We start from the raw sequence: 23,110 nt of genomic DNA on the forward strand, positions 1-23,110 counted from the left end.
TCAGGATTTACGGGCGAAAATTTCGCGGCCGGCGAACCAGGTCTGCAGCACCCGGGTATCGCGCAGGGCCTCTGGCTTGACCGTGAAGACATCACGGTCGAGGACGATCATGTCGGCCTGTTTGCCCGGCTTGAGCGACCCGATCTGATCCTCGAGGCGCAAAGTGCGGGCGGCGTTGAGGGTGTAGGCCTGGAACATGGTCTGGCGGTCGATGTCTTCGTCAGCGTTGAGCACGCCTTTGGGACCTTTGCGGCTGACCGCCTGGTAGATCGCCTTCCACGGATCCGGCGTGGTGATCGGCCAGTCGCTGGCACCGGCAATGGTCGCGCCGTTCTTCAGCAGTGAGCGGGCCGGGTACGAATACATGAAGGCCATGGCGCTGACATAGGGCTTGACCAGGTCCACGCTCGACTCATCGGCCATGGCCCAATACAGCTGCATCGAGGCAATCACGTTGAGGGTTTTGAAGCGGGCGAATTCCTTCGGATTGACCATCTGCACGTGCGTGATGGAATGGGCAATCCCGCTTTTCCGGTCCTTGCGCGCTTGCTCGATGCCGTTGAGCGACTCACGCACTGCGCGGTCGCCAATCGCATGGATGTGCACCAGCCAGCCGCGGGCGTCGGCGGCGCTGACAAGTTCGCCGAAGTGCGCCGGGTCGATCAGCAACTCGCCGGATTTCTTCGAGTTCTTGTAGGGCTCCAGCATGGCGGCGCTTTGTGCCGGAACTTCCGCCACGCCGTCGGCAAACACCTTGATCCCCGGCAGGGTCAGGTTGGGCACGCCGAGAAACTGCTGACGCACCTTGTCCAGCTCATCGAGATCGGCCGGCGTGGCTTTCGAGTCCGCCATCAGCAGTGCGGCCACATGAGCGGTCAGCTCCCCGCGTTCGGCCAGCGCTTTGTAGATGGGCAGCACCCCCACCGACTGATTGTTCACATCGCCGCCGGGGATTTCATTGGCGATCGGGTCCATCCAGCCAGTGATGCCCAGGCTCTTGTAGTAGTCCAGTGCTGCGCGCCCGCCCGCCATCAACTCCTCGGTGGTCGGGGCTGCTAGCAAGGCCTGCACCGGATACAGGCCGGCGTCGACCAGGAAGCCATTCGGACGCCCATCGGAGTGATGCCCTATCGTGGCCTGCTCCTCGTCCTTCAGCGCCTTGACCCGCGCGGCATCGACGCCGGCACGCTGGAGCATGGCCCGGTTGGCCCACCCCGTGTGCAGGTCCCAGCCCAGAAAGAGAATGGGTGTATCCGCCCATTCCCCCTGATTGAAGCGCTGCTCAAGCGCCTCGATCCGGTTCCAGTAAGTCGATGGCAAGCCGCCGACACTGAGGACATCACCGCGTTTGGCCTTGCCGTCTTCGCGCCATTGACGCAGGCGCTTTTCCAGCTCATCGAGCGGCAGCAACTCGCCGTCCAGATTGGCCTGACGCAATTGCAGGCCGCCCTTCACCGTGTGCGAGTGCGAGTCGATAAACCCTGGCATCAGCACCTTGCCGCCCAGGTCGATGATGCGCGTGTCCGGCTGTTTGAGCCGCAGCACTTGTGCATCGGAACCCACCGCCGAGACCTTGCCGTTCTCGACCGCAATGGCCTGCTGCAAGGGCTCGCCAGGTTCGGCGGTGTACACCCGGGCGTTGTGCAGGATGAGATCGACAGAGGCCATACTTTCCATCGAGGAACAGGCCAGAACAAGTGACGCGGCCAAGGTCAGAATCTGTTTCATGGGATGACTCTTTATTTTTGTTGGGCTGCAGCCAAGACTATCCAAGCCGAATCGGGAACTGAATGCCTGCTCCCGCACAACTTCTGTGCCTATCAGGAATAGATAAATGGACAAAATGAGTGCCCTGACCATGTTCGTCGCCACCGCCGAACAGGGTAATTTCAGCCGCGCCGCCGACCTGCTCGGCAAAACCCCTTCGGCCCTGACCAAGGCCGTGGCCCAACTGGAGGAAGAACTCGGCACGCGCCTGTTCGACCGCACCACCCGGCGCATGGCGCTGACCGAAGCGGGCCGCATCTACCTGGAAGGTGCACGCCAGGCGCTGATGCAACTGCAACTGGCCACCGAAGACGTGGAGCAGTTGCAACATGAACTGCGCGGTGACTTGCGGATCACCGCCCCGCCCTCGTTCGCGCCGGCGTTTCTCAATCAGGTGTGCTGTCGCTTTTTGACCGCGCATCCGCAGGTCAAACTGGAAGTGGACCTGAGCGATAACTTCGAAGACCCGGTGGACGGCGGCTACGACCTCGCCCTGCGCGACGGCCCCATCGACCTGCCCGGGGTGATCGCGCAGCCGGTAGTGGAAAACCAGATGTTGCTGTGCGCCAGCCCGACGTACCTGGCGCGCAAAGGCGAGGATGTTTCACTGGAAAATTATCAGCAGCATGACTGGCTGATATTCCGCCATCCGCTACTGAATCGGCATTTCTGGTGGGTCAAGCAAGGCGAGCAACGGATACGCCTGACACAGCCGACGCCACGGGTGGCCAGTGACAACTACGACTTCCTGCTGGCCTGCCTGCTCGATGGCCAGGGCTTGCAGTTCATCCCACAGTGGAGTGCCGCGCCCTATCTGGCGCGCGGTGAGCTGGTCGAGTTGATGCCCCAGTACTGGCGTGAACCCAGCGCGTTCGGGCCGTGGGTCTACGTGCTGTACCTGGCCCACCGGCGCAATACGCGCAAGGTGAAAGTGTTCATCCAATACCTCAAGGCGCATTGGCAACAGCCCGCTGCATGACCGTTCAACGCGGCCGCAACACCAGTGCAAACAACTCGCCATGCCCGTTCACGTTGAGCTTGTGATAGAGGTTGCGCCGATGCACCTTCACCGTCTCCGGGGAGATGCCCATTTGCTGGGCGATGGCCTTGCTGGAGAACCCCTGGAGAATCAGGCGCGCGGTTTCGATTTCCCGCAGGGTCAGGCGTGCGTCGAAGCGATCGAGCAAGGTCGCCAGATCGCCGGCCGGTGGTTCGGCGACCGGCCCTTCCAGTGGCAGCAAATCCAGGTGTCGGCGCATCGCCGCCAGCACCCAGTCACGCACGCACAGCAGACAGCCCTGCTCCTCGAGGCTGAAGCGTGTCGAACGCCCCAGGGACAGGCCGAGCACGGCGCCATCGACGTTGACCATGAACTGCAATTCATCCCCACCGACCACGGTGCTGAAGTAACTCAGGTAGTACTCACTGTGCTGGAACTGGTCGGGGGCCACCGAATCAAGGCTGTGCAAACCGTCGGCGATGCCGGCGCAAGCGGCTTGATAGAACGGATCAAGCAGGTACATGCCGGCGCGGTAGTCCGCCAGTTCTTCCTGCTCATCACTGTTGCCCTTGGCATCGAAGTCAATCAGCAGGCGCGGCACATGCCCCGGACGCATCAGCGCCACCAGCGCGTTATCCAGCGGCACCAGCAAGCGCAGGGTATCGACCAGCGCACGCCAGAAACTGTCCTGCCCGACCGCCGTAAAGACCCGCGCCAGCCCCTGATGCACCGGCAACTCTTTCAACAACGCGTCCACGCACTACCCCTTTTGAGTAACCCATGATGGGAATGGGTGAAGGCCACCCTGGTCGATACGCTGCAAACTCCTGATTACCACCGGCCGCAACAGGCCAGGAGTGCCGCATCATGAGTCGTCACCGCTTGTATTTCAATCTGGGGTTGGGTGCCTGTCTGGCGGTTTCGCTGTCGGCTTTTGCGGTCGAAGCCCCGACGGTGCACGTGTACAACTGGTACGACTACATCGGTCCCACCACCCTGCAGGACTTCAAGCGTGACACCGGGATTGCACCGGTCTACGACACCTTCGACAGCGCCGAAGTGCTCGAAGGCAAGTTGCTCACCAGCCGCAGCGGCTACGACGTGGTGGTGGCCAGCAACTTCAGTTTGCCCACGCTGATCAAGGCCGGCGCCCTCGCCCCCCTGCCCCGTGCGCAGATGCCGGACTTCAAGAACATGGACACCGAACTGCTGGCGAAACTGGCCAACAACGATCCGGGCAACCAGTACGCCGTACCCTACCTGTGGGGCACCAACGGTATCGGCTACAACATCGACAAAGTGCGCGCGCTGCTGGGTGACAAGGCGCCGGTGGATTCCTGGGACCTGGTGTTCAAGGAGGAGAACCTGGCGAAACTCGGCGAGTGCGGCGTGGCCATGCTCGACTCGCCGTCGGAGATGCTGCCGGTTGCCCTGCACTACCTCGGCCTGCCGCCCAACAGCACCAACCCCGAGGACTACAAGAAGGCCGAAGCGCTGCTGCTGAAACTGCGTCCGCACATCGCCTACTTCAACTCGTCGAAGTTCATCAGCGACCTGTCCAACGGCAACATCTGCGTGGCGGTGGGCTGGTCCGGCGCGATGCTCGAAGCCAAATCCACCGCCGAGCAGGCTGGCAACGGCGTGAAGATCGCCTACAGCTTGCCGAAGGAAGGCGCGCCGGTATGGTTCGATACCCTGGTGCTGCTCAAGGACGCTCCGCACCCGGAACAAGGCATGGCCTTCATCGACTACCTGATGCGCGCCGAAGTCATCGCCCCGGTCAGTGACCACCTCAACTACCCCAACGGCAACCGCAGCGCCACCACACTGGTGGCCGAAGCGACCCGCAGCAACCCGGCCGTCTATCCGCCCGCCGAAGCCATGGCCACCTTGTTCACCCTCCAGCCACTGCCACCCGCTACCGAGCGCGTGCGCACGCGGATCTGGAGCAAGGTCAAAAACGGTCAATGACCGGACACCACAAAACCCTGTGGGAGCGAGCTTGCTCGCGATAGCGGTGGATCAGTCGCCATGGATGCTGAATTTAGCGACCCCATCGCGAGCAAGCTCGCTCCCACAGTGTCCGTGGTGTCCAAAGAATATTTTTTCTGCCACGAATCGAAGATGAGAAAAACCATGAAACCACGCGCCCGCGACCTGAACATCCCGATCGGCCAACTGCAACCCGGCCCGCTCAATGCCATCACCGACGTCCCCGGCGTACGGGTCGGCCACAGCGACGTACGAGGCCGCACGGCCAATGGCCGCGACATCCTCACTGGCGTCACCGTCATCGAACCGCGCGCCGGTTCCACCAGTCAGCAACCCTGCTTTGCCGGCGTGCATGTGCTCAACGGCAACGGCGATGCCACGGGGCTGGAGTGGATACGCGAGGCAGGCTTGCTGACCAGCCCCATCGCCTTCACCAACACACACAGCCTGGGCGTGGTGCGCGACGCGCTGATCGTGCTCGACCGCGAGCAGCAGCCGGATGACGGGCGCCTCTACTGGAATATGCCAGTGGTGCTGGAAACCTTCGACGGCCTGCTCAACGACATCAACGGTTTTCACGTGAAACCTGAACACGTGGCCCAGGCTGTGCGTTCGGCGGCGGGCGGTCCGGTGGCCGAAGGCAATGTCGGCGGTGGCAGCGGCATGATCTGCCACGAATTCAAGGGCGGCATCGGCACCGCGTCGCGCCGCTTGAACAGTGCCCAGGGCGGCTGGACGGTGGGGGCGATTGTCCAGGCCAACCACGGCATTCGCAATGAGTTGCGCGTCGATGGCTACCCGGTCGGGCGCTACATGGAACAGGTCGATTCGCCGTTCCTCAAGGCCTCGTTGCCCCATCCGGGCATGGGTTCGATCGTGGTCTGCCTGGCCACCGATGCGCCGTTGCTGCCGCACCAGTGCACACGCCTGGCCCAGCGCGCCAGCCTCGGCCTGGCCCGCACCGGCGGCGGCAATGAAGACCACAGCGGCGACATCTTCATCGCCTTCGCCACCGGTAACGATCACGTGCCACCGGCTGCCTACGAGAGCAAGAAAGCACCGACCACCCACAACCTGAGCATGGTCAACAACGACCACATCAGCGAGTTGTTCCTGGCCGCCACCGAAGCCGTGGAAGAAGCCATCATCAATGCCCTGCTCGCCGCCGACACCGCCGAAGGCAACGGGCATGGGGTGCAGGGGCTGGATGCCGAAACCTTGCTCAAGGCGTTGCGCCGCGCCGGCTGGCCGGGGGATGCGACTAGCGGTACTTGAGTGAAACACTCGGTCTTTTTAGGATGAACTTACGCAGCCGCTTGCTTGCGCAAGCCGCTGCGTAGGTGGTGAGTGAACTGAACCCCTACCAAGCTCACCACTTGTTTCATGCGCATCTTGAGCCTCACGGCTCCACTTCCTCCCCATCAAGAGCTTTGAGGCTCTTTTTTTACCTCTGAAAACCAACACTGTTCATTGTGGAAGCGAGCTTGCTCGCGATAGCGGTGGGGTCAGCCACAGTAAATGTCGACTGACCCGGCCTTATCGCGAGCAAGCTCGCTCCCACAGGGGGATTTGTGGGGGTTCAGGAGAGTGCGATCAGACCAGGCGCAATCGAGGGCCAGCGGCCGGCACCGCATCGTCACCCAACCGCCCCCGCACAAACGCCTGGGCCTTGCGCGTCAACTGGTCCAGATGCCGGTCGCGCTGTTTTTCCGCGTCGGTCATGGCCCGCTTGCCATGCTTTTGCAGCAGGTAGGTATGAATCTGCCGCACTTCCAGCGAGCTGTAGATCGACGCCACATCCAGCAGCGCCATCAAGCCAGCGGTAGCGTGGTCGCGAGTGTTCATCAACACCTGGGTCGCACGCACACCCACCACCTCAAAGCCCATCGCCTCGAAATACGGCACCTTGGCCACCGCGCACGTCAGCTCGGCATGGGGGTAGCGACCGACCATATCCCGCAGCATCCGCCGGGCCACGCCCTGGCGCCGATACTCGGCCTGCACCGCCATGTACGCCACGCCGCAGGCCTCGGGGTCGTCCTGCACCGGCAGGTACAGCACAAAGCCCGTTACCTTTTGCGGGTCGTCTTCGTCCGTGGCGACGATCAACTCCACGGCAATGCCTTTTTCACCGTTCAGCGCTTCCAGATACAGGTGCACCTCATAGCCGATCGCGTATTGATAGAGGTTGTACAGCAGGTTGCTGGGCGGGATCGCGACCATGCTGATGTCGGTCAGGTTGTCGACCACCATCTGCAGGATCTGGCTATTGATGTGCTCGGGGCACGGGGTCTTGAAATGGCTGATCAGGGGCATTGCGGTGACAGGCTCCGGGAGGCAAGGGCCGCCTATCATAGCGCGCCCGGCACGTCCGGTCCGAAGGTGATGGACAGACATCCACCCTCCTTGAGCCATGCGCATCATTTTCAAGGCCGACAACAGTGAGTCCGGCACACATTGTGCTGGATGAACTTGCCTCTTCGCGATCAGGCCCGCTCCTTCAGGGGACAGCGGTATTGCCCACACCTCAATCTGCTGTGGGAGCTCGCCTGCTCGCGAAAGCGGTTACCACCACACCGACCTCGGGTATGAACGGGGGAGAACGGGTGGGTGAAAGCCCCCAACGTTGAGGATTCCCACCTACTGCGCCATCAGGACCAAAACCCAAACCGCCAGCCTTTTGATATCAAACAGGTTTTTGTTTCCCCCAAATTTCCCCGCGATTGGCGCACCTATTGCATCGAGCGTTTTTGCAAACGTCAGCCACACCGACGCGTCCCGAGGAAACAAGATGAAAAACAAAACTGACCTCAAATCGCTCGGCTTTTTCAGCAAACCGGGCATCGCCGCTGTGATGCTGATCAACGTCAGCCTCGGCATCGTCAATGCAGCACCGCTCGACGATGTCAGCCCGCCGCCGCCGACAGATCCGTCGGCGTATACCAACCCGCCGGCCGACCCCCAGGGCGCGCTGGATGCCATAGAGACCATGCCTCCCACCAACCAGGGCTCCTACGCCCTGCCCAATGGTGTGTACGGCACCCGCACCACGCCAACGACCGACAACGTGCTGCCGCCAGCCCTGCAGACATCCTTCAAAATCCCCACCAACGGCAAGCCCAGCCCGTTGTTCGGGGCCCAGCCGTACACTCAGCAACTGCTGCTGTTCGAAGAATTCGGCACGGAAAAACTCGACCCGACACTGCCGGCACCGCCCCTGACTTTCCCGGTTCCGATCGTCGGCCCTGCGCCCACGCAGGACCCGAACAACATCGCCCGCAGCGGCCCTTCGGCCGCGGCGCTGGAAGCCTTCATGCGCCAGCCGGGGCTGTACCCGTTTCCGGCGCAGTATTCCAACGTGCTGGACCGCAACCCGTGGAAAGCGCAGATCGAAGCCTTCCTCAACCGCCATCCGGTCGGCTCGCCGGCCGAAGGTCGTCCGCCAGGAAAAGGCTGGTCGCACCAGCGCTGGAACGAGTTCTACCCACAGGTCGCCTTCAAGACCGCTCAAGCCGGCGCCAAGCTCAACGGCGGCATGCGCGACCGCCGGCAGTTGCACAACTACGCCGTCGGTGAGTTCGGGCCGGGCGGGCTCTACAACCAGACCTCGGACACCCCGATCATCGCGGGCACCACCAAAGGCATCGACACCCGCTTTCACCCCAACATGCCGATTCAGAACCACAAGGCGCTCTGGACTTTCGACGGCACCTTTCCGCCAAAACTGCTGATGGTGCGGTACGGCCAACCGGTGCTGATGCGCCACTACAACGCCCTGCCGATCGATCCGTCGGCCAACATGGGGTTCGGCCTGCACACCCTCAGCACCCACGAACACAACGGCCACTCCCCGGCCGAAAGCGACGGCTATTCCAATGCGTTTTTCTTTCCGGGGCAGTACTACGACTATCGCTGGCCGATCCAGTTGGCCGGTTACGACTCCATCAACACCAGCGCTCAGGATCCGCGCGCGGCGTTCCCCTGCGCGCCGGGTGAAACCCTGTTCGTCAACGATGCCACGCCGGGCTTCAAGACCTGCGACAACGGCAGCATCAAGATCCGTGGCGACTGGCGCGAAGCCATGAGCACCCACTGGTTCCACGACCACATGCTCGATTTCACCGCGCAGAACGTCTACAAGGGCAATGCGGTGATGATGAACTACTACAGCGCCATGGATCGTGGCAACGAAGCGCTGCAAGACGGCGTCAACCTGCGTCTGCCCAGCGGTTCGGCATTGCCCTGGGGCAACCGCGACTATGACGTCAACCTGATGATTGCCGACAAGGCCTGGGATACCAATGGCCAGCTGTGGTTCAACCCGTTCAACACCGATGGTTTTCTCGGCGACCAGATCCTCGTCAACTGGCAGTACCAGCCACGCCTGAACGTGCGGGCGCGCAGCTATCGCTTCCGCATTCTCAATGGCTCGGTGTCGCGCTACTTCAAGATCGCGCTGGTGCGTGAGATCGCCGGCACCGGTGGCGAATTCCCCGGCCCGACAGGTTCCGGCCTGTCCTATACCCGCGTGCCGTTCCATATGATCGCCAACGACGGCAATCTCATGGAACACGCCGTGCCGTTCGACGGCAGCATGGACCTGGACGCCGACGGCGATGTGCAGGACCACAACGCCATCCTGCCCACCCTGGCCATCGCCGAGCGTTACGACATCATCGTCAACTTCTCGAAACACGGGATCAAGACCGGCGACAAGCTGTACTTCGTCAACCTGATGGAGCACCACGACGGCAAGGGGCCGGAGGTTGCATCGCAGAGCCTGGCCGATGTCTTGTCCGGCAGGTACAAGGCAGTGCTCAAGCTGGGCAGCAAAGGGCTGGAATGGGAGAACGGCGATCCAGTGGTGGGCAAGTTCATGCAGATGGTGGTGCAGACTTATGCCGGCCAGGACGTGAGCATGAACCCCGCCGACTACGAACCCGCCAAGCCAGGCCAGCCGGTGGGTAAAAGCATGATCCCGCTGACCCTCAACCGTGACGACCCGACGGTGCAAGCCACGCTCAAGGCGGCGCGCCATCGCGAGTTCACCTTCGGCCGCTCCGACGGCACCGACGAAGAACCCTGGACCATCAAGACCGACGGCGGTTTCGGCTACCAGATGGACCCTCGGATCATCAGCGCCGCTCCGCAACTGGCCACCGGCCCGACCGCTGCCGGCTTCTCCGGCGACGGCACCCTGGAAGTGTGGAAAATCATCAACGGCGGCAACGGCTGGAGCCACCCGGTGCACGTGCACTTTGAAGAAGGCATCGTCCTCAAGCGCGACGGCAAGGCACCGCCGGAATGGGAAAAATGGGCGCGCAAGGACGTCTATCGGATTGGTCAAGAAGTCGACAGTTCGGTGGACGTGGAGATAGCGATCCGCTTCCGCGAATTCGCCGGGACCTACATGGAGCACTGCCACAACACCCAGCACGAGGACACCTCCATGCTCCTGCGCTGGGATGTCGAGAATCCGGGCCAGTTCCAGTTGATGCCAACCCCCCTGCCCGGCTGGGACGGCGTCACCTACGTCAATTCCGCCGCGCTGCCGACCTTCCGCACTGGCGATAAACGTGTCGAGGACCCCGATAACCAAAAACCGGTCGCCAACGCCGACAGCGCCATCAGTAACACCGGCCAACCGGTGATCATCAACGTGCTGGCCAACGACAGCGACCCTGACGGTAACGTGCCACTCAAAGTGGTGGGCCTGGAGCAACCGGACTCCGGCAAGGGCGTGGTCAGCACCGATGGCCTGCGCGTGACCTACACACCACCGGCCACGGTCCCCGCGCCGTTCACCGCGACCTTTACCTATAGGGCCGCCGATGCCAAGGGCGCCGAGTCGGCACCGGCGACGGTGTCCGTGGCGGTCTCGGCACCGGTCAACGAGAGCCTGATCGTCACCAGCGCCACCGTCACCGCCCGCAGCAACAGCCGCTGGTATTGGGTCCTGTCCGGCACCACCTCCCGTGGCACGGGCAATACCATCACGGCAACGGCCACGACCACAACCGGTACGGTGAACCTTGGCGCCGCCGTCCTGACGCTGACACCGACAGGCGCACGCTGGAACATAGCGGTGACGACCGCCGGCAGCGGCCCCTCGCCTAGCCCGACGGCGACCATCAAATCGGCCTTCGGCAAAACCGTGACGGTGCCGATAAAGGCGAACTAGAGCGGATTGATCGACGCCCGGCCCATGCAATGTGGATCGGGCGTTTTTCTTTTGTGCAGCGTGCGGTGGGACCGAGGTGGGTTTTGTTGACTGTCCGCTCTATCCGCAAAGTGCCTGATGGATCTCAGCCTTTGTATTGACTGTTACACCGCCATCGCGGGCAAGCCCGCTCCCACAGGGGGTCTGCGTCGAGCATAATTTACAGGCTCGCTGAAGATCCTTGTGGGAGCGGGCTTGCCCGCGATGGCGGCACCTCGGTCTATCAGACAAACCACATTCCATCCCCCCAGCAGCATGGTCACATGATTGGCCGACGAACTATCGATGGGGTCCCAGTCACCGCTGCGGCGCCACCATCCGGAAGCGGATATTGATCTCGTTGGACACCACACTGTCCGCCCACTCGCCCTCGCCGATCTTGAAGTCGTCACGCTTGAGCACCAGTTGGCCCTCGAAGATGCCGATGGCGCTCTCGGATTTGAGCAGCACCGGTACACTCACTTCCCGAGTAAGCCCCCGCAGGGAAAGCTTGCCGGTGATGGTGTAGCGGTTATTGCCCAGGGCCTTGATGGATGTCGATTCGAAGGTCGCCACCGGATAAGTCGCCGTGTCGAACCACGCCGGTTTTTGCAGCTCGGTGTTGGCGTCGCTGCTGCCGGCGTCGATGCTGTTCAGGTCGATGGTCAGCGAGGCACGGGCGGCGCCGGGGTTATCGGTGTCGAAGTCCAGTTTGGCCTTGAACTTGCCAAAGGTGCCGTAGGCTCTCGACCCCATCTGCTCATAGGTGAAACTCAAAGTGCTGGCCCTGGCGTTCACATCCTTGTATTCCACGGCTCCAGCAAACGGCACCAGGCCGAACACCAACGTGCCGGCCAGAGCGACGCAACGCGCGGATCGAAGGTTCATGACGCTCTCCGGGAGGGATCCCGTCCTGAGTTGGCGTGCCGCACAAGTCGGGTGGTATCAGATGGACTAAAGCAAACAACCGGCGTTTATTCCACCTCACCCGTTGATTTGCGACCACCTGCCGCTGGCCGCCAGCGCTACCCGCACTCCACGCGTTGCCACGCCCGCCGCAACAGGTCGATCACCTCGGCATCCGAGGTTTGGGAAAAATCCATGTACCAATGACCAATCGATGTGAACCACTCGGGCATCAGCGGACAGATCAACTCATCCACCTCGCTGCGCAACGCCTCCACCGTTTCGATCGGCGCCACCGGCACCGCCACCACGATGCGTGATGGGGCCTGCGCCCGCAGCGCCTGGATCGCCGCCCTCATCGAAGCCCCGGTGGCCAGGCCGTCGTCGATCAGGATCACCACCTGATCCTTGAGCTGCACCGCCGGTCGCGTGCCTCGGTAGACCTGCTCGCGGCGTAGCAACTCGCGGCTTTCCCGTTCGACCACGGCGTCGAAAGCGGCGCGATCAATCGGGTGCACCCGCAGCGCCTCTTCATTACGAATCTGGATACCACCGCTGGCAATCGCGCCCATGGCGTACTCCGGGTGGGAAGGCACGCCGAGCTTGCGCACCAGCATCAGGTCCAGGCGAACCTTCAGCGCCGTGGCCACCTCATAAGCCACCGGCACGCCGCCACGGGGCAAGGCCAGAACGATGACGTCGGGGCGATTGGCGTAAGGCAGCAACGGCTCAATCAAACGCCGCCCGGCTGCTGGTCGGTCTTGCAGGATGGAATGGGACAAGGGGCTCATTTGAAAACCTCCCCAGGCGATGGCGCCTGTCTTTTTCAGTCACACCGTCCTTTTGTGGCGAGGGGCTTTGTGGCAAGGGACCTGTGAACAGCATGCCCCTCCCTCAGCGTTCCGCCTACACCAACCGCTCAATCTTCTGATGCTGCCACACCAGTTTGTAATACAGCGTCTGCAACACCAGCATCCCCAGATACGCCACCGGAAACGCCATCCACACCCCTTGCAATCCAAACTTCGCATCCAGCAGATACGCCGCCGGCAACTGCACGCCCACCACGCACACAATGGAAATCGCCACCGGCACCATCACCGTACCGCTGGCGCGCATGATGCCGCCGATAATCGCCTGGAAACCAAACACCAGCAGGCTCCAGAGCATGATGTGCAACAAGTGCTCGGCCATGCCAAGTGTCGCCTCCTCAGTGAGGAACGACGCCAGCAACCAGCTCGACAACAAGTACCCGAGCACCACCAGACCACCGGTCAAACACACGTTGATCATCAGCCCGGTCTTCAGGATCGGCCCGATGCGTTCGATGCGCCCCGCCCCGATCGCCTGGGCCCCAAGGATCGACGCGGTGATCGCAATCGACAGCGCCGGGAACTGCACGTAATTGACGATCTGCGTCACCGCGCCATACGCCGCCGTCGCCTGGGACCCGTGCTGGTTCACCAGCGCCAGAATCACCAACTCCGACAGCGACAACACCACCATCTGCAACCCGGTGGGGAAACCGATGCGCAGCACCTTGCCGAGGATCGCCACGTCCAGCTTCATCGCCGCAAAGAACTCGCGATCCGGCGCCAGCGGATGGCCCTTGCCGATCAAGCGCCATGCCAGCAACCCCATCGCCACCAGGTTACCCACCAACCCGGCAATCGCCGCACTCTGAATCCCAATCGGTGCAAAACCCAGCCACCCGCGAATCAACGCCGGCGTCAGCGCCAGCCCCACACAGGTCGACACCACCAGCGCCAACAACGGCGACAACGTATCGCTCACCCCGCGCAGCAACTGCGTGAACAACACGAACACCAACAGCGACGGCATGATCCACAACATCACATGGGCATACGCCACCGCATCGTCCAGCACATCCGCCGGCGTCCCCAACCCCACCAGCGCCGACCGCGCAAACACGCTCCCCACCACCGCCGCCACCAACCCGATCAACACCCCCAACAACAACGTCGCCCCGGCAATCGCCTTCACCAGATGCGTCTCCCGTGCCCCCCACGCCTGCCCGATCAACACCCCCGCGCCGGCACCGAGGCCGATCACCAGGGCGATGAAGAAAAACACGATGGGGAACATCCCCGACACCGCCGCCAGGGCCTGGGTGCCGAGCATCTGGCCGATGTAGATGCTGTTGACCGTGCCGGACATGGATTGCAGGAAGTTCGACAGGACCATGGGGGCGAGGAACAGCAGGTAGGTTTTCCAGAGGGGGCGTTGGGGGTTTGGGGTCTGCATTCGGGAAGGTCCATCTCGACGGCCGGAGCGATGATTAAGGATAGCGTGGGTGGCTGAATCCAAGGGGCCGTGAACATCTCAGGTCTGTGTTTATATTTCCAGCGACGTGAGGTGAAAGGTCTGAAGTTTCATCAACACGGATCTTACGTCTGCCCGTTTTTTTGTCTGACGAGACCGAAGCGATGAGCCGTCCCAGCATCTTATGCCCCGGACTGGGACAGACCGTACCAGACGCGGAACAAGAACTAATGGCCGCGAATATACCGTTCAAGTTGCAATATCAGATCAGCTTGTTCTGCAATAGCTGACTTCACCAGGTCGCCTATCGATAGCAACCCAAGCAGCTTTTCGTTTTCTACAACTGGCAGATGACGAAGATGATTATCGGTCATAATACCCATGCAATCCTCAATGCTCTGACGAGAGTCCACCGTTATCACTGGCGAGCTCATAATATCCCTAACGGGTGTACCCGCCGAGGAGCGCCCTTTCAGTACCATCTTGCGCGCGTAATCTCGCTCACTGATAACACCAACTACGACTCCGTCCTCTACGACAGGTAGTACACCAACATTCCGTTCAGCCATGGTCCTGACTGCCTCCAGAACCATCTGTTCCGGTGCAATGGTGTGAACATTCCGGTTATATTCGGGTTTTATACAAAGCAGCTGCGCAACCGTCTTCATAATGGCTCTCTCTTGTTTTTGTTTAATGCAAGCATCCGCTGCCGGGCGCTTGAATCGGCATAAAAAAGACAAACAGTAAATTCGTTAAAATAAAAAATTAAATATAGGAATCTGTTGAAATCGTGTATCAACACGCTTCAATGGTAAAACCGCGTACACGGTGCTTGCTTGAAATTAAAGCTTTCGACTTCGCTCAACCGTCTTCGATGGCACTTCTAAAAACATTTTTTTGTAATCGGATGAGAAACGCCCCAAGTGATTAAACCCCCAGCGCATTGCCACTGCAGTAATATTTTCGTTGGAGCCCCCCTCCAGCAACGCTTGCCTTACGGCCTCAAGCCGAAAACGCTTCAAATACAGAGTTGGCGTAAGGCCAAAGTATTTCTTGAAGTCTTCATATAGTTTGAAGCGGGACACTCCGACCGCGCGACCTAATTCGTCCAAGTCGACTTCATCGCAGGCATGCTCATGTATAAATTGTTTGGCTTTAAATAAATACTCAGGACACCGACTTTGCGAAAGACCAACCAACTCGTCCGAGTAATTATTAGGCTGCGATAATATAAAACCCTTGATTAGCGCTTTTTCAATATCGCGAGCCATGGAAATATGACCAAAAAAGTTACGCGCCTGCTCCATCTCCGCTAGCAGGTATTTGACCAGCCGCCACCAGGCTGCGGGCGCGCCCTCACTTGCACCTACTCTCGTTTCGAAGACAATTGGTTGTTGGGTCGGACGCTGTAACAGTTCCTCCAACACTTGGCGCATCGCTGCACATTTTATTGCGACCTGAATTTTTCGACAATTACCGGTAATAGAAAGCTCTTGCTGATCATAAGGCGATACGATCAATCCGTTATCGCTATCGGACATCAGTAAGCCATTTGATTTTCGCAGTTCCTGTTCGCCACTGATGGGTAGACTGATGCTATAGCTATTGAGCACCGACGCATCAATATCGATAGTGACATCGGTACCATATTCGATATACCCGATCACCGTGGACATCGACTTCAAGACATTTCCGGCATGTTGAAAATGCATGCGTTGGGGGTACGAGGCCTTGAGCTCGTGGGGGCCGCAAATGTTCGACATCCAGGCCTGCGCACTCTGCAGGTCATGACGCACTGCATGGATGTCTTGAAATTCAACATCGGTCCCCGCATGAGTTTGCAGATTCATCGCAGCACCACAATGGTTACGGATTGGCTACAAACGTACTTCCCAGGCCTCGGGACTGCTATCCGCATAATGCAGTAATGATCAAGAAAACGCACAAAAACACCTCGCCGTATGGCCCTCGGAAAAAGCACGCCCCGCCCTCCTCAGAAACGGATAGATATCGCCTCGAATCCGGATAGATGCACCGCCCGGAAAGGCTTTCAATCGGGGTGAGCCTAAAACTACAAAAGGGTGTACCTGATGAACAGCGCTAAAAGCATTACTCAGTGGCAGGAATACATTCAAGGCTGTCTGGATTTCCGGCCGGCCGAAGGTATTTACCGCGTCGCCCGTGACATGTTCACCGAGCCGGAACTGTTCGACCTGGAGATGGAACTGATCTTCGAGAAGAACTGGATCTACGCCTGCCACGAGAGTGAAATCGCCAACCCCAATGACTTTCTGACGATACGTGCAGGTCGTCAGCCCATGATCATCACCCGCGATGGCAACAATCAGCTCCACGCGCTGATCAATGCTTGCCAGCACCGGGGCGCGACCCTGACTCGCGTCAGCAAAGGCAATCAGTCGACCTTCACCTGTCCGTTCCATGCCTGGTGCTACAAAAGTGATGGCCGCCTGGTCAAGGTCAAGGCCCCGGGCGAATATCCGGAAGGCTTCGACAAGGCAACCCGCGGCCTGAAGAAGGCCCGGATCGAAAGCTACAAAGGCTTCGTGTTCATTAGCCTGGACGTCAATGGCAGCGATTCGCTGGAAAACTACCTGGGCGATGCCAAAGTGTTCTTCGACATGATGGTCGCGCAATCCCCTACGGGCGAGTTGGAAATATTGCCCGGCAAGTCGACCTACAGCTACGACGGTAACTGGAAGCTGCAGCACGAAAACGGTCTGGACGGCTATCACGTCAGCACCGTGCACTACAACTACGTCTCCACGGTACAACATCGCCAGCAAGTCAATGCCGCCAATGGCGGCGTCTCCGACACCCTGGACTACAGCAAACTGGGCGCCGGCGATGCAGAAACCGACGACGGCTGGTTCTCGTTCAAAAATGGCCACAGCCTCTTGTTCAGCGACATGCCTAATCCAACGGTGCGCGCCGGTTATGCCACCGTCATGCCGCGTCTGATCGAGGAGTATGGCCAGCAGCAAGCCGAGTGGATGATGCACCGCCTGCGCAACCTCAACATCTATCCAAGCCTGTTCTTCATGGATCAAATCAGTTCACAGCTGCGTATCGTGCGCCCGGTGGCCTGGAACAAGACAGAGATCACCAGCCAGTGCATCGGCGTCAAGGGTGAATCCGACGCCGACCGGGAAAACCGGATTCGCCAGTTCGAGGACTTCTTCAACGTTTCCGGCATGGGAACCCCGGACGACCTGGTTGAGTTTCGCGAAGCCCAGCGCGGATTCCAGGCGCGCCTCGAGCGCTGGAACGAAGTGTCTCGCGGCAGTGAAAAGTGGGTCGAAGGTCCCACCCCCAACAGCGAGGTTCTGGGTATCAACCCAGTACTGACCGGCACCGAGTTCACCCATGAAGGGCTCTACATCAATCAGCACGGATCCTGGCAGCGCTTCCTTTTGCAAGGTCTGGAACAAAAAGCCCTGAAGTTGAAGGAGGTGTGAAATGAGCGCACTACAGTATTCCATCGAACAATTTCTCTACCGTAAAGCCGAGCTGTGTGATCAACAGGACTGGGACGCCTATATCGCCCTGTTTGATGAGCAGAGTGAGTTCCACCTGCCGCAATGGGAGTCGGAGCATGTGTACACCACCGACCCCAAGCGCAGCATGTCGCTGATTTACTACTCGAACCGCTCCGGCCTGGAAGATCGCGTGTTTCGTTTGCGCACGGGTAAGTCGGCTGCTTCAACGCCGATGCCGCGCACCTTGCATCAAATCAGCAATGTGCGCATCAACGAACTCGATAACGGACTGCTTGAAGTCAAGGCAGCCTGGGTCACGCTCTTCACGCGACAAGGGTTGTCCGAGCAGTTCTACGGCCATGTGACCTACCACCTCAGACCCGTCGCGGACAGCTGGAAGATCACTCGCAAGCACATCGTATTGCTCAACGACACCATCAACTCGGTGCTTGATTTCTATCACCTGTGAGCTGTGGAGCACGCTGTCATGAATCATAAAGTCGCTTTCAGCTTCGCCGATGGCAAGACCTCGTTCTTCGAGGTCAAGCCAAACGAGTTGCTGCTCGACGCCGCGCTGCGCAATGGCGTGAACATCCCGCTGGACTGTCGCGAAGGAGTTTGCGGGACCTGCCAGGGGCGCTGCGAATCAGGCCGATACACTCAAGATTACGTCGATGACGAGGCCCTGTCCGAACAGGATCTGGCGCAACGCAAGATGCTCTCTTGCCAGACCCGCGTGCAATCGGATGCGTCGTTCTATTTCGATTTCGATTCGAGCTTGTGCAACGCTGGGGCAACTCAATTGTTGCAAGCGGTGATTACCGGTGTGGAGCAGGTTTCGGCCACCACGGCGATCCTTCATCTGGACGCTTGCTCCCACCCCCGGCAATTGGATTTTCTTCCGGGGCAATACGCTCGACTGCATGTACCTGGCACCGATGAGTGGCGCTCCTACTCATTCGCCAACCGACCCAACCCCGATAACCAGCTTCAGTTTCTCATCAGGCTGTTGCCTGATGGAGTGATGAGCAACTTCATCCGTGAGCATTGCCGCCCCGGAGAAGTGCTCGAGTTCGAGGCGCCTTTGGGTAGTTTTTATCTACGCCAGGTCAGTAAGCCTCTCGTCCTGGTGGCAGGAGGAACCGGCCTTTCGGCCTTCCTCGGAATGCTGGATACCATTGCTGAAAAAGGTGGTTGCGGACACCCGATCCAACTGTTCTATGGCGTCACGCAGGATAATGACCTCTGCGAAACTCAACGCCTGGCTGATTATCGCGATAAAATCGCGAACTTTGATTATCATCTGGTGGTGTCGAAACCATCAGAACACTGGAAAGGTAAAACCGGCTGGATTCCTGATCACTTCGACCGCCAGTCGTTCGAAGCCAATCCATTCGACATTTACCTGTGCGGTCCCCCGCCGATGGTCGAAGCGGTTAAAACCTGGTTCAGCGATCAGAAGATTGAGCGGTTCCAGATGTATTACGAAAAATTCATCGAGAGCAATTCCAAGCATTGAGATTGCATGAGGAATATCTGGTGCAGACCAGATATTCCTGTGCTTTTTCCTCATCCACCGACGCTGCTGATCAATACCCCACCGTCGAACTCTCGGCGATCAAAACGATCTGCCAAATGCCGTAGCGCTTTGGCCTGAACGAGCAGATCCTCGCCAATCCTTCCTGAGTCCGAGTTGCCAGTTGCCGTACCTCGTCGGCAACGACACTGCCCCCCTGCCCGCTTCGCCGGCGCGAGCTGCTTCAATAGCCGCGTTCACAGCCAGTAGATTGGTTTGTCTGGATGGGCGGCCTGAACGTTGCTGGCAACTTCCTGAAGGGTGGAGCCCAATTCGCTGAGGGCGGTCACCGACAAGTCGGTTTCATCGCGTCGACGTTCGAGGCGCAGGGTTTCGCCCTGGATCAACCGGGCAAGCTCAACCACCTGCTGTTCTACGACGCCCCAGTCGTCCCTATTCGTGACAATGTGCTTTGCAGGCGACGCTCTTCTGCAACCAGGGCAATCAACATGGTCAGAAGCAGCAGGAGATGCCGACATGGCTGAAGGTCCCGAAAAGGAAAAAAAAGGTTCTTCATCCAATCCCGGGAAACTGTATGAGCCAGCTCCTGCACGAGACCGCGTCCGAGTCGAAAATGAAGTGACCTCCAAACCATTGCGCAATAAGAAAGGGTCCCGGTAGAGGGACCCCAAAAAAAGCCCGCCCCCCAGGGGCAGGCAGAAGACCAAAGTAATCGAAGCTATGGAGCACAATGACTGTGGCGGTCTTAAAAGTGATGGACATACCGCACTTGCACACGACTACCTTCAGGACGATTCTCGACGTCCTGTTCGAAGTACGCATTCACAAACACATGATCCTCTTTGGAAAAGCTGTACATCGCCCCAGGCCCGTGGCTTGTCCGGCTGCTTCGTCGAGTGCCTGGCAGCGCGTAGCCACGTCTCTTGAACGATATCCGACGCAATGAACGATGAGCCCGCTCTGCGCTGGATATAGGCCTTGAGTTCCTCGTAGTGGATCTCTCTACCAGCTGGGTCAGTGTCGGGGATTTACAGGAGGCCATCAGCGGGAAACGATCTTGTGAGGGGATGTGCCGGAAGCTATCACACATGATAAACACTCTCAAATGCGTATGAAACCCATTCCACACCTAGTAACACTTGCGTATGATAGTTATTCTCAATAACACCAGATCCTATGTGAGTCCGCATGTCCGCCCTAGCCCTCCCGTGTGCACAAAACACCGTTACCCCGCGCTCGCCCCTGGCACTCCGGCCTCTGGCCCTCGCAGTGCACATGCTTGCAGTCGGTATCACTGTCGCTGCTCCACCTCTACAGGCGGCGGAACAGGCTGATCAGAGTGAGACTGAAAGTTCTTTGACCCTGGCGCCTATCGCTATCACGGAGACCGCCACTCAAGCGCGAACCGGCGTCACCGAAGACACCCACTCTTACACCACTGACGCTGCGCGCACGGCGACACCGTTGAGCATGTCGCTGCGCGAAACCCCGCAGTCAGTCAGTGTCGTCACCCAGCAGCGCATTCAGGACCAGGATCTGCGTACGATCCTCGATGTGGTCAACAATGCCACGGGTGTGTCGGTCAACCGCTACGAGACCAGCCGGGCACAGTTCAACGCCCGCGGCTTTGAGCTCAACTCGCTGATGATCGACGGTGTACCTACCATCTTTGAGCAGCCTTGGAGTTCGGGGGAGGTTTTCAGCAGCCTGGCCATGTACGACTGCGTTGAAGTGGTCCGTGGCGCCAACGGCTTGATGACCGGCGCGGGCGACCCTTCCGCATCCATCAACATGGTACGCAAGCGCGCCTACAGCACTGACTTGAAGGGGTCAGTAGAACTGAGCGCCGGCACATGGGACACCTATGGCGTCGAGGCCGATGTGTCCACGGCGTTGAATGAGGAAGGCACCATTCGCGCGCGGCTGGTCGGGGAAACCAACGAAGGCGATACCTGGATCGACATGAACTCCAACAAGCGCCAGACGCTCTACGGCACGATGGATATCGACCTGACACCCGACACCACGCTGTGGTTCGGCTTGAGCCACCAGGAAAACAACGCCGACTCGCCGATGTGGGGCGGCCTGCCGGTCTGGTACGCAGACGGTAGCCGCACAAACTGGAGCCGCTCGAAGACAACCTCCGCCAAATGGAGCAAGTGGGACACCACCTACGATACCTACTTCGTCAATCTCGATCACACCTTCGCCAACGACTGGCAAGTCAACCTCAGCTACAACCGTGGCGAGCGAACCGGCGACTCTTCCCTGCTGTACCTTTCTGGCAATCCAGGCCAGAACGGTAGTGCCGGTATGTCTTCGTTCCCGGCGACCTACAAGACCAAGACCACCCAGGACGACTACGGCATCCGCTTCAATGGCCCGTTCTCGCTGTTGGGCCGTGAGCATGAAGCGGCCTTCGGTTATGTAGACAGCAAGCAGAAATTCGACGCCGATGCACTCAATGCGCAAACCGGCTTTGACGGTGTTGCCAATTTCGATGCCTACAACGGCGATTTCCCGGAACCGATCTGGGGCCCGCGGACAGACTACGGCTACAGCGAAACCCGGCAGAAAGGGCTTTACGCCGCCACTCGCTTGAATGTGACCGACGATTTGAAAGTGATTCTTGGTGCACGTGAGAGCTGGTACGAGAAGACCAGCGATGACATCTACTCGGAGGTGAGCAAGATCGATGTCGATCACGAACTTACCCCTTATGCAGGCGTCGTCTACGACCTCACCGATAACCTCTCGGCCTATGCCAGCTACACCGAAATCTTCCTGCCGCAGTCGGTACGCGACAGCAGTGGCCAGCAATTGGAGCCCATCGTTGGCCAGAGCAGTGAAATCGGTTTGAAGGGTGAGTACTTCGGTGGCCGTTTGAACGCCTCCGCTGCGATTTTCCAGATCAAGCAGGATAATCTGGGTCAAAGCACCGGCGTGCTGATCGATCCTTCGAACCCCGTCGGCGGTTACGCCTACGAGGCCAGTGAAGGCGCAACCAGCAAGGGCTTCGAGCTGGAAGTGTCCGGCGAGCTCGCGACCGATTGGAATGCAACAGTGGGCTACACCCAGTTCACCGCCGAAGATGCCAAGGGCGACGACGTAAACACCCTGTACCCAACCAAGCTGCTGCGTACCTTTACCACCTACCGTCTGCCCGGTGCTTTCAACAAGCTGACCATTGGCGGCGGGGTTAACTGGCAGGACTCGATCTACACCTACGCCATCAACCCGGCAGGCAACTCCGAGAAGATCCAGCAGGATGCCTATGCCCTGGTCAACCTGATGGCTCGCTACGAGATCACCGAAAACCTCTCGGCACAGGTGAATGCCGACAATGTCACCGACGAGAAGTACTTCGACATCTTCGATGCCTATGGTGCCCTCACATATGGTGCGCCGCGCAGCATCACAGCTTCGGCGAAGTATCGCTTCTAAGGCAGCGCAAACCCAAGCTCGCACCAGATTGGTCAGGAACAGCGCCGAGCCTTGCAGCGCTTGACGATTTGCCTGCGAGCAACTTCCAAAATGACATTCGCCAGACGAAATCCCGATTTCTGCGCGAGCAAGTAATCAGCCATCCATCACAGTATTTTCACATCCATTGGCATACGGTGGATCCAGCTCCTTTGTGATTTCCAGCCCGCTCTCCCCATCGCGGGCTTTTTTTCGTCTGCTCGATTCAATTCGCATGAATCAACAAGACGCCCCAGCCATCAGGGCTGAAGACAAGAGACTAGAGCAGTCGGACGACTATGGCGGCGGCGGCAAAGATTATCAGTGCCAGGGCGGCACCGATGCCGAACGGCAGCAGAGTAGCGCGGGTCGCGGTCGGGGGCGGGCTACGCATTTCTACGGCCATAAATATGCGCAAGTGCTAAACGAAGCGACCGACAGTCGATTAGCTAAACTTCATCAGTAAT

Annotated in this window: 19 protein-coding genes and 2 pseudogenes; 9 read left to right on the top strand and 12 right to left on the bottom strand. The window is 59.5% G+C overall.

All coding sequences use genetic code 11. From position 1 onward, the window contains the following. On the bottom strand, window positions 1–1,728 hold the full coding sequence (locus AC1Q6Y_RS07200) for an amidohydrolase (protein WP_492624272.1): 1,728 nt from the start codon (window positions 1,726–1,728) through the stop codon (window positions 1–3). A 106-nt stretch (window positions 1,729–1,834) separates the two neighbouring features. Between AC1Q6Y_RS07200 and AC1Q6Y_RS07205 the strand changes: the two genes are divergently transcribed. Then, complete coding sequence (locus tag AC1Q6Y_RS07205; protein WP_218496328.1) at window positions 1,835–2,746, top strand: LysR family transcriptional regulator; 912 nt, start codon at window positions 1,835–1,837, stop codon at window positions 2,744–2,746. A gap of 4 nt (window positions 2,747–2,750) precedes the next feature. Here the strand turns inward: AC1Q6Y_RS07205 and AC1Q6Y_RS07210 are convergent, their stop codons facing one another. Next, window positions 2,751–3,524: a helix-turn-helix transcriptional regulator gene (locus AC1Q6Y_RS07210; RefSeq protein WP_492624273.1), complete on the bottom strand. Its 774-nt coding sequence runs from the start codon at window positions 3,522–3,524 to the stop codon at window positions 2,751–2,753. 110 nt (window positions 3,525–3,634) lie between these two features. Between AC1Q6Y_RS07210 and AC1Q6Y_RS07215 the strand changes: the two genes are divergently transcribed. Both AC1Q6Y_RS07215 and AC1Q6Y_RS07220 read left to right on the top strand, forming a co-directional pair. Beyond that, the gene (locus AC1Q6Y_RS07215) at window positions 3,635–4,738 is read left to right on the top strand and encodes an extracellular solute-binding protein (RefSeq protein WP_154862070.1); all 1,104 of its coding nucleotides are present in this window, start codon (window positions 3,635–3,637) and stop codon (window positions 4,736–4,738) included. A 165-nt stretch (window positions 4,739–4,903) separates the two neighbouring features. Next, window positions 4,904–6,034, top strand: a complete 1,131-nt coding sequence (locus AC1Q6Y_RS07220; protein WP_154862071.1) for a DmpA family aminopeptidase — start codon at window positions 4,904–4,906, stop codon at window positions 6,032–6,034. 318 nt (window positions 6,035–6,352) lie between these two features. On the opposite strand, the gene AC1Q6Y_RS07225 is transcribed toward AC1Q6Y_RS07220, so the two are convergent. Next, window positions 6,353–7,075, bottom strand: coding sequence for a GNAT family N-acetyltransferase (locus AC1Q6Y_RS07225; protein ID WP_492624274.1), 723 nt, complete (start codon window positions 7,073–7,075; stop codon window positions 6,353–6,355). Window positions 7,076–7,550: 475 nt separating this feature from the next. On the opposite strand from AC1Q6Y_RS07225, the gene AC1Q6Y_RS07230 reads away from it, so the two are divergent. Beyond that, window positions 7,551–10,940 (top strand): Ig-like domain-containing protein, encoded by a 3,390-nt coding sequence (locus AC1Q6Y_RS07230; protein WP_492624275.1) that lies wholly within the window; start codon window positions 7,551–7,553, stop codon window positions 10,938–10,940. A 336-nt stretch (window positions 10,941–11,276) separates the two neighbouring features. Here AC1Q6Y_RS07230 and AC1Q6Y_RS07235 read toward each other — a convergent pair whose 3' ends face one another. The 5 genes from AC1Q6Y_RS07235 to AC1Q6Y_RS07255 form a co-directional block, all read right to left on the bottom strand. Next, window positions 11,277–11,846, bottom strand: coding sequence for a YceI family protein (locus AC1Q6Y_RS07235; RefSeq protein WP_492624276.1), 570 nt, complete (start codon window positions 11,844–11,846; stop codon window positions 11,277–11,279). A gap of 137 nt (window positions 11,847–11,983) precedes the next feature. After that, the gene (locus AC1Q6Y_RS07240) at window positions 11,984–12,655 is read right to left on the bottom strand and encodes a phosphoribosyltransferase (RefSeq protein ID WP_492624277.1); all 672 of its coding nucleotides are present in this window, start codon (window positions 12,653–12,655) and stop codon (window positions 11,984–11,986) included. A 115-nt stretch (window positions 12,656–12,770) separates the two neighbouring features. Then, window positions 12,771–14,129, bottom strand: a complete 1,359-nt coding sequence (locus AC1Q6Y_RS07245) for an MATE family efflux transporter (RefSeq protein WP_492624278.1) — start codon at window positions 14,127–14,129, stop codon at window positions 12,771–12,773. 245 nt (window positions 14,130–14,374) lie between these two features. Then, entirely contained in the window at window positions 14,375–14,815 is a 441-nt protein-coding gene (locus AC1Q6Y_RS07250) for a CBS domain-containing protein (protein WP_492624279.1), read from the bottom strand. Between the two features lie 174 nt (window positions 14,816–14,989). Beyond that, entirely contained in the window at window positions 14,990–15,997 is a 1,008-nt protein-coding gene (locus AC1Q6Y_RS07255; protein WP_492586047.1) for an AraC family transcriptional regulator, read from the bottom strand. Window positions 15,998–16,237: 240 nt separating this feature from the next. Here AC1Q6Y_RS07255 and antA point away from each other — a divergent pair, with 240 nt between their 5' ends. From antA to antC, 3 genes are read left to right on the top strand one after another with little or no spacing between them, the layout of a single operon-like run. Then, window positions 16,238–17,623 carry an anthranilate 1,2-dioxygenase large subunit gene (antA, locus tag AC1Q6Y_RS07260; protein ID WP_492586049.1) on the top strand — a complete coding sequence of 462 codons (1,386 nt, stop codon included), beginning with the start codon at window positions 16,238–16,240 and terminating at the stop codon, window positions 17,621–17,623. A gap of 1 nt (window position 17,624) precedes the next feature. Then, window positions 17,625–18,113 carry an anthranilate 1,2-dioxygenase small subunit gene (gene antB, locus AC1Q6Y_RS07265; RefSeq protein WP_492624280.1) on the top strand — a complete coding sequence of 163 codons (489 nt, stop codon included), beginning with the start codon at window positions 17,625–17,627 and terminating at the stop codon, window positions 18,111–18,113. Between the two features lie 18 nt (window positions 18,114–18,131). Then, the gene (antC, locus tag AC1Q6Y_RS07270) at window positions 18,132–19,163 is read left to right on the top strand and encodes an anthranilate 1,2-dioxygenase electron transfer component AntC (RefSeq protein WP_492624281.1); all 1,032 of its coding nucleotides are present in this window, start codon (window positions 18,132–18,134) and stop codon (window positions 19,161–19,163) included. A 145-nt stretch (window positions 19,164–19,308) separates the two neighbouring features. On the opposite strand, the pseudogene AC1Q6Y_RS07275 reads toward antC, so the two are convergent. The 4 genes and pseudogenes from AC1Q6Y_RS07275 to AC1Q6Y_RS07290 all read right to left on the bottom strand — a co-directional run. Further along, window positions 19,309–19,445: pseudogene (locus AC1Q6Y_RS07275) on the bottom strand (methyl-accepting chemotaxis protein); the annotation flags it as partial. Next, complete coding sequence (locus AC1Q6Y_RS07280; protein WP_492624282.1) at window positions 19,418–19,585, bottom strand: hypothetical protein; 168 nt, start codon at window positions 19,583–19,585, stop codon at window positions 19,418–19,420. The gene AC1Q6Y_RS07280 and the pseudogene AC1Q6Y_RS07275, both read right to left, overlap by 28 nt. Window positions 19,586–19,926: 341 nt before the next feature. Beyond that, window positions 19,927–20,124: a transporter gene (locus AC1Q6Y_RS07285; RefSeq protein WP_492624320.1), complete on the bottom strand. Its 198-nt coding sequence runs from the start codon at window positions 20,122–20,124 to the stop codon at window positions 19,927–19,929. Then, window positions 20,105–20,209 (bottom strand): annotated as a pseudogene (locus AC1Q6Y_RS07290) (hypothetical protein); the annotation flags it as partial. The gene AC1Q6Y_RS07285 and the pseudogene AC1Q6Y_RS07290, both read right to left, overlap by 20 nt. A 328-nt stretch (window positions 20,210–20,537) precedes the next feature. Between AC1Q6Y_RS07290 and AC1Q6Y_RS07295 the strand changes: the two are divergent. Both AC1Q6Y_RS07295 and AC1Q6Y_RS07300 read left to right on the top strand, forming a co-directional pair. Further along, complete coding sequence (locus tag AC1Q6Y_RS07295) at window positions 20,538–22,625, top strand: TonB-dependent siderophore receptor (RefSeq protein ID WP_492624283.1); 2,088 nt, start codon at window positions 20,538–20,540, stop codon at window positions 22,623–22,625. Between the two features lie 253 nt (window positions 22,626–22,878). After that, window positions 22,879–23,109 (top strand): hypothetical protein, encoded by a 231-nt coding sequence (locus AC1Q6Y_RS07300; protein WP_340313925.1) that lies wholly within the window; start codon window positions 22,879–22,881, stop codon window positions 23,107–23,109. Window position 23,110 lies beyond the last annotated feature (1 nt).

It is taken from the genome of Pseudomonas sp. GW823-FHT06E10 (assembly GCF_058794995.1).

Excerpts from the sequence above, each read along its gene's own strand:
- AC1Q6Y_RS07200 (WP_492624272.1), bottom strand. The coding sequence starts at position 1,728 with ATGAAACAGATTCTGACCTTGGCCGCGTCACTTGTTCTGGCCTGTTCC.
- AC1Q6Y_RS07205 (WP_218496328.1), top strand. The coding sequence starts at position 1,835 with ATGGACAAAATGAGTGCCCTGACCATGTTCGTCGCCACCGCCGAACAG.
- AC1Q6Y_RS07215 (WP_154862070.1), top strand. The coding sequence starts at position 3,635 with ATGAGTCGTCACCGCTTGTATTTCAATCTGGGGTTGGGTGCCTGTCTG.
- AC1Q6Y_RS07220 (WP_154862071.1), top strand. The coding sequence starts at position 4,904 with ATGAAACCACGCGCCCGCGACCTGAACATCCCGATCGGCCAACTGCAA.
- AC1Q6Y_RS07225 (WP_492624274.1), bottom strand. The coding sequence starts at position 7,075 with ATGCCCCTGATCAGCCATTTCAAGACCCCGTGCCCCGAGCACATCAAT.
- AC1Q6Y_RS07230 (WP_492624275.1), top strand. The coding sequence starts at position 7,551 with ATGAAAAACAAAACTGACCTCAAATCGCTCGGCTTTTTCAGCAAACCG.
- AC1Q6Y_RS07235 (WP_492624276.1), bottom strand. The coding sequence starts at position 11,846 with ATGAACCTTCGATCCGCGCGTTGCGTCGCTCTGGCCGGCACGTTGGTG.
- AC1Q6Y_RS07240 (WP_492624277.1), bottom strand. The coding sequence starts at position 12,655 with ATGAGCCCCTTGTCCCATTCCATCCTGCAAGACCGACCAGCAGCCGGG.
- AC1Q6Y_RS07245 (WP_492624278.1), bottom strand. The coding sequence starts at position 14,129 with ATGCAGACCCCAAACCCCCAACGCCCCCTCTGGAAAACCTACCTGCTG.
- AC1Q6Y_RS07250 (WP_492624279.1), bottom strand. The coding sequence starts at position 14,815 with ATGAAGACGGTTGCGCAGCTGCTTTGTATAAAACCCGAATATAACCGG.
- AC1Q6Y_RS07255 (WP_492586047.1), bottom strand. The coding sequence starts at position 15,997 with ATGAATCTGCAAACTCATGCGGGGACCGATGTTGAATTTCAAGACATC.
- antA (WP_492586049.1), top strand. The coding sequence starts at position 16,238 with ATGAACAGCGCTAAAAGCATTACTCAGTGGCAGGAATACATTCAAGGC.
- antB (WP_492624280.1), top strand. The coding sequence starts at position 17,625 with ATGAGCGCACTACAGTATTCCATCGAACAATTTCTCTACCGTAAAGCC.
- antC (WP_492624281.1), top strand. The coding sequence starts at position 18,132 with ATGAATCATAAAGTCGCTTTCAGCTTCGCCGATGGCAAGACCTCGTTC.
- AC1Q6Y_RS07300 (WP_340313925.1), top strand. The coding sequence starts at position 22,879 with ATGAATCAACAAGACGCCCCAGCCATCAGGGCTGAAGACAAGAGACTA.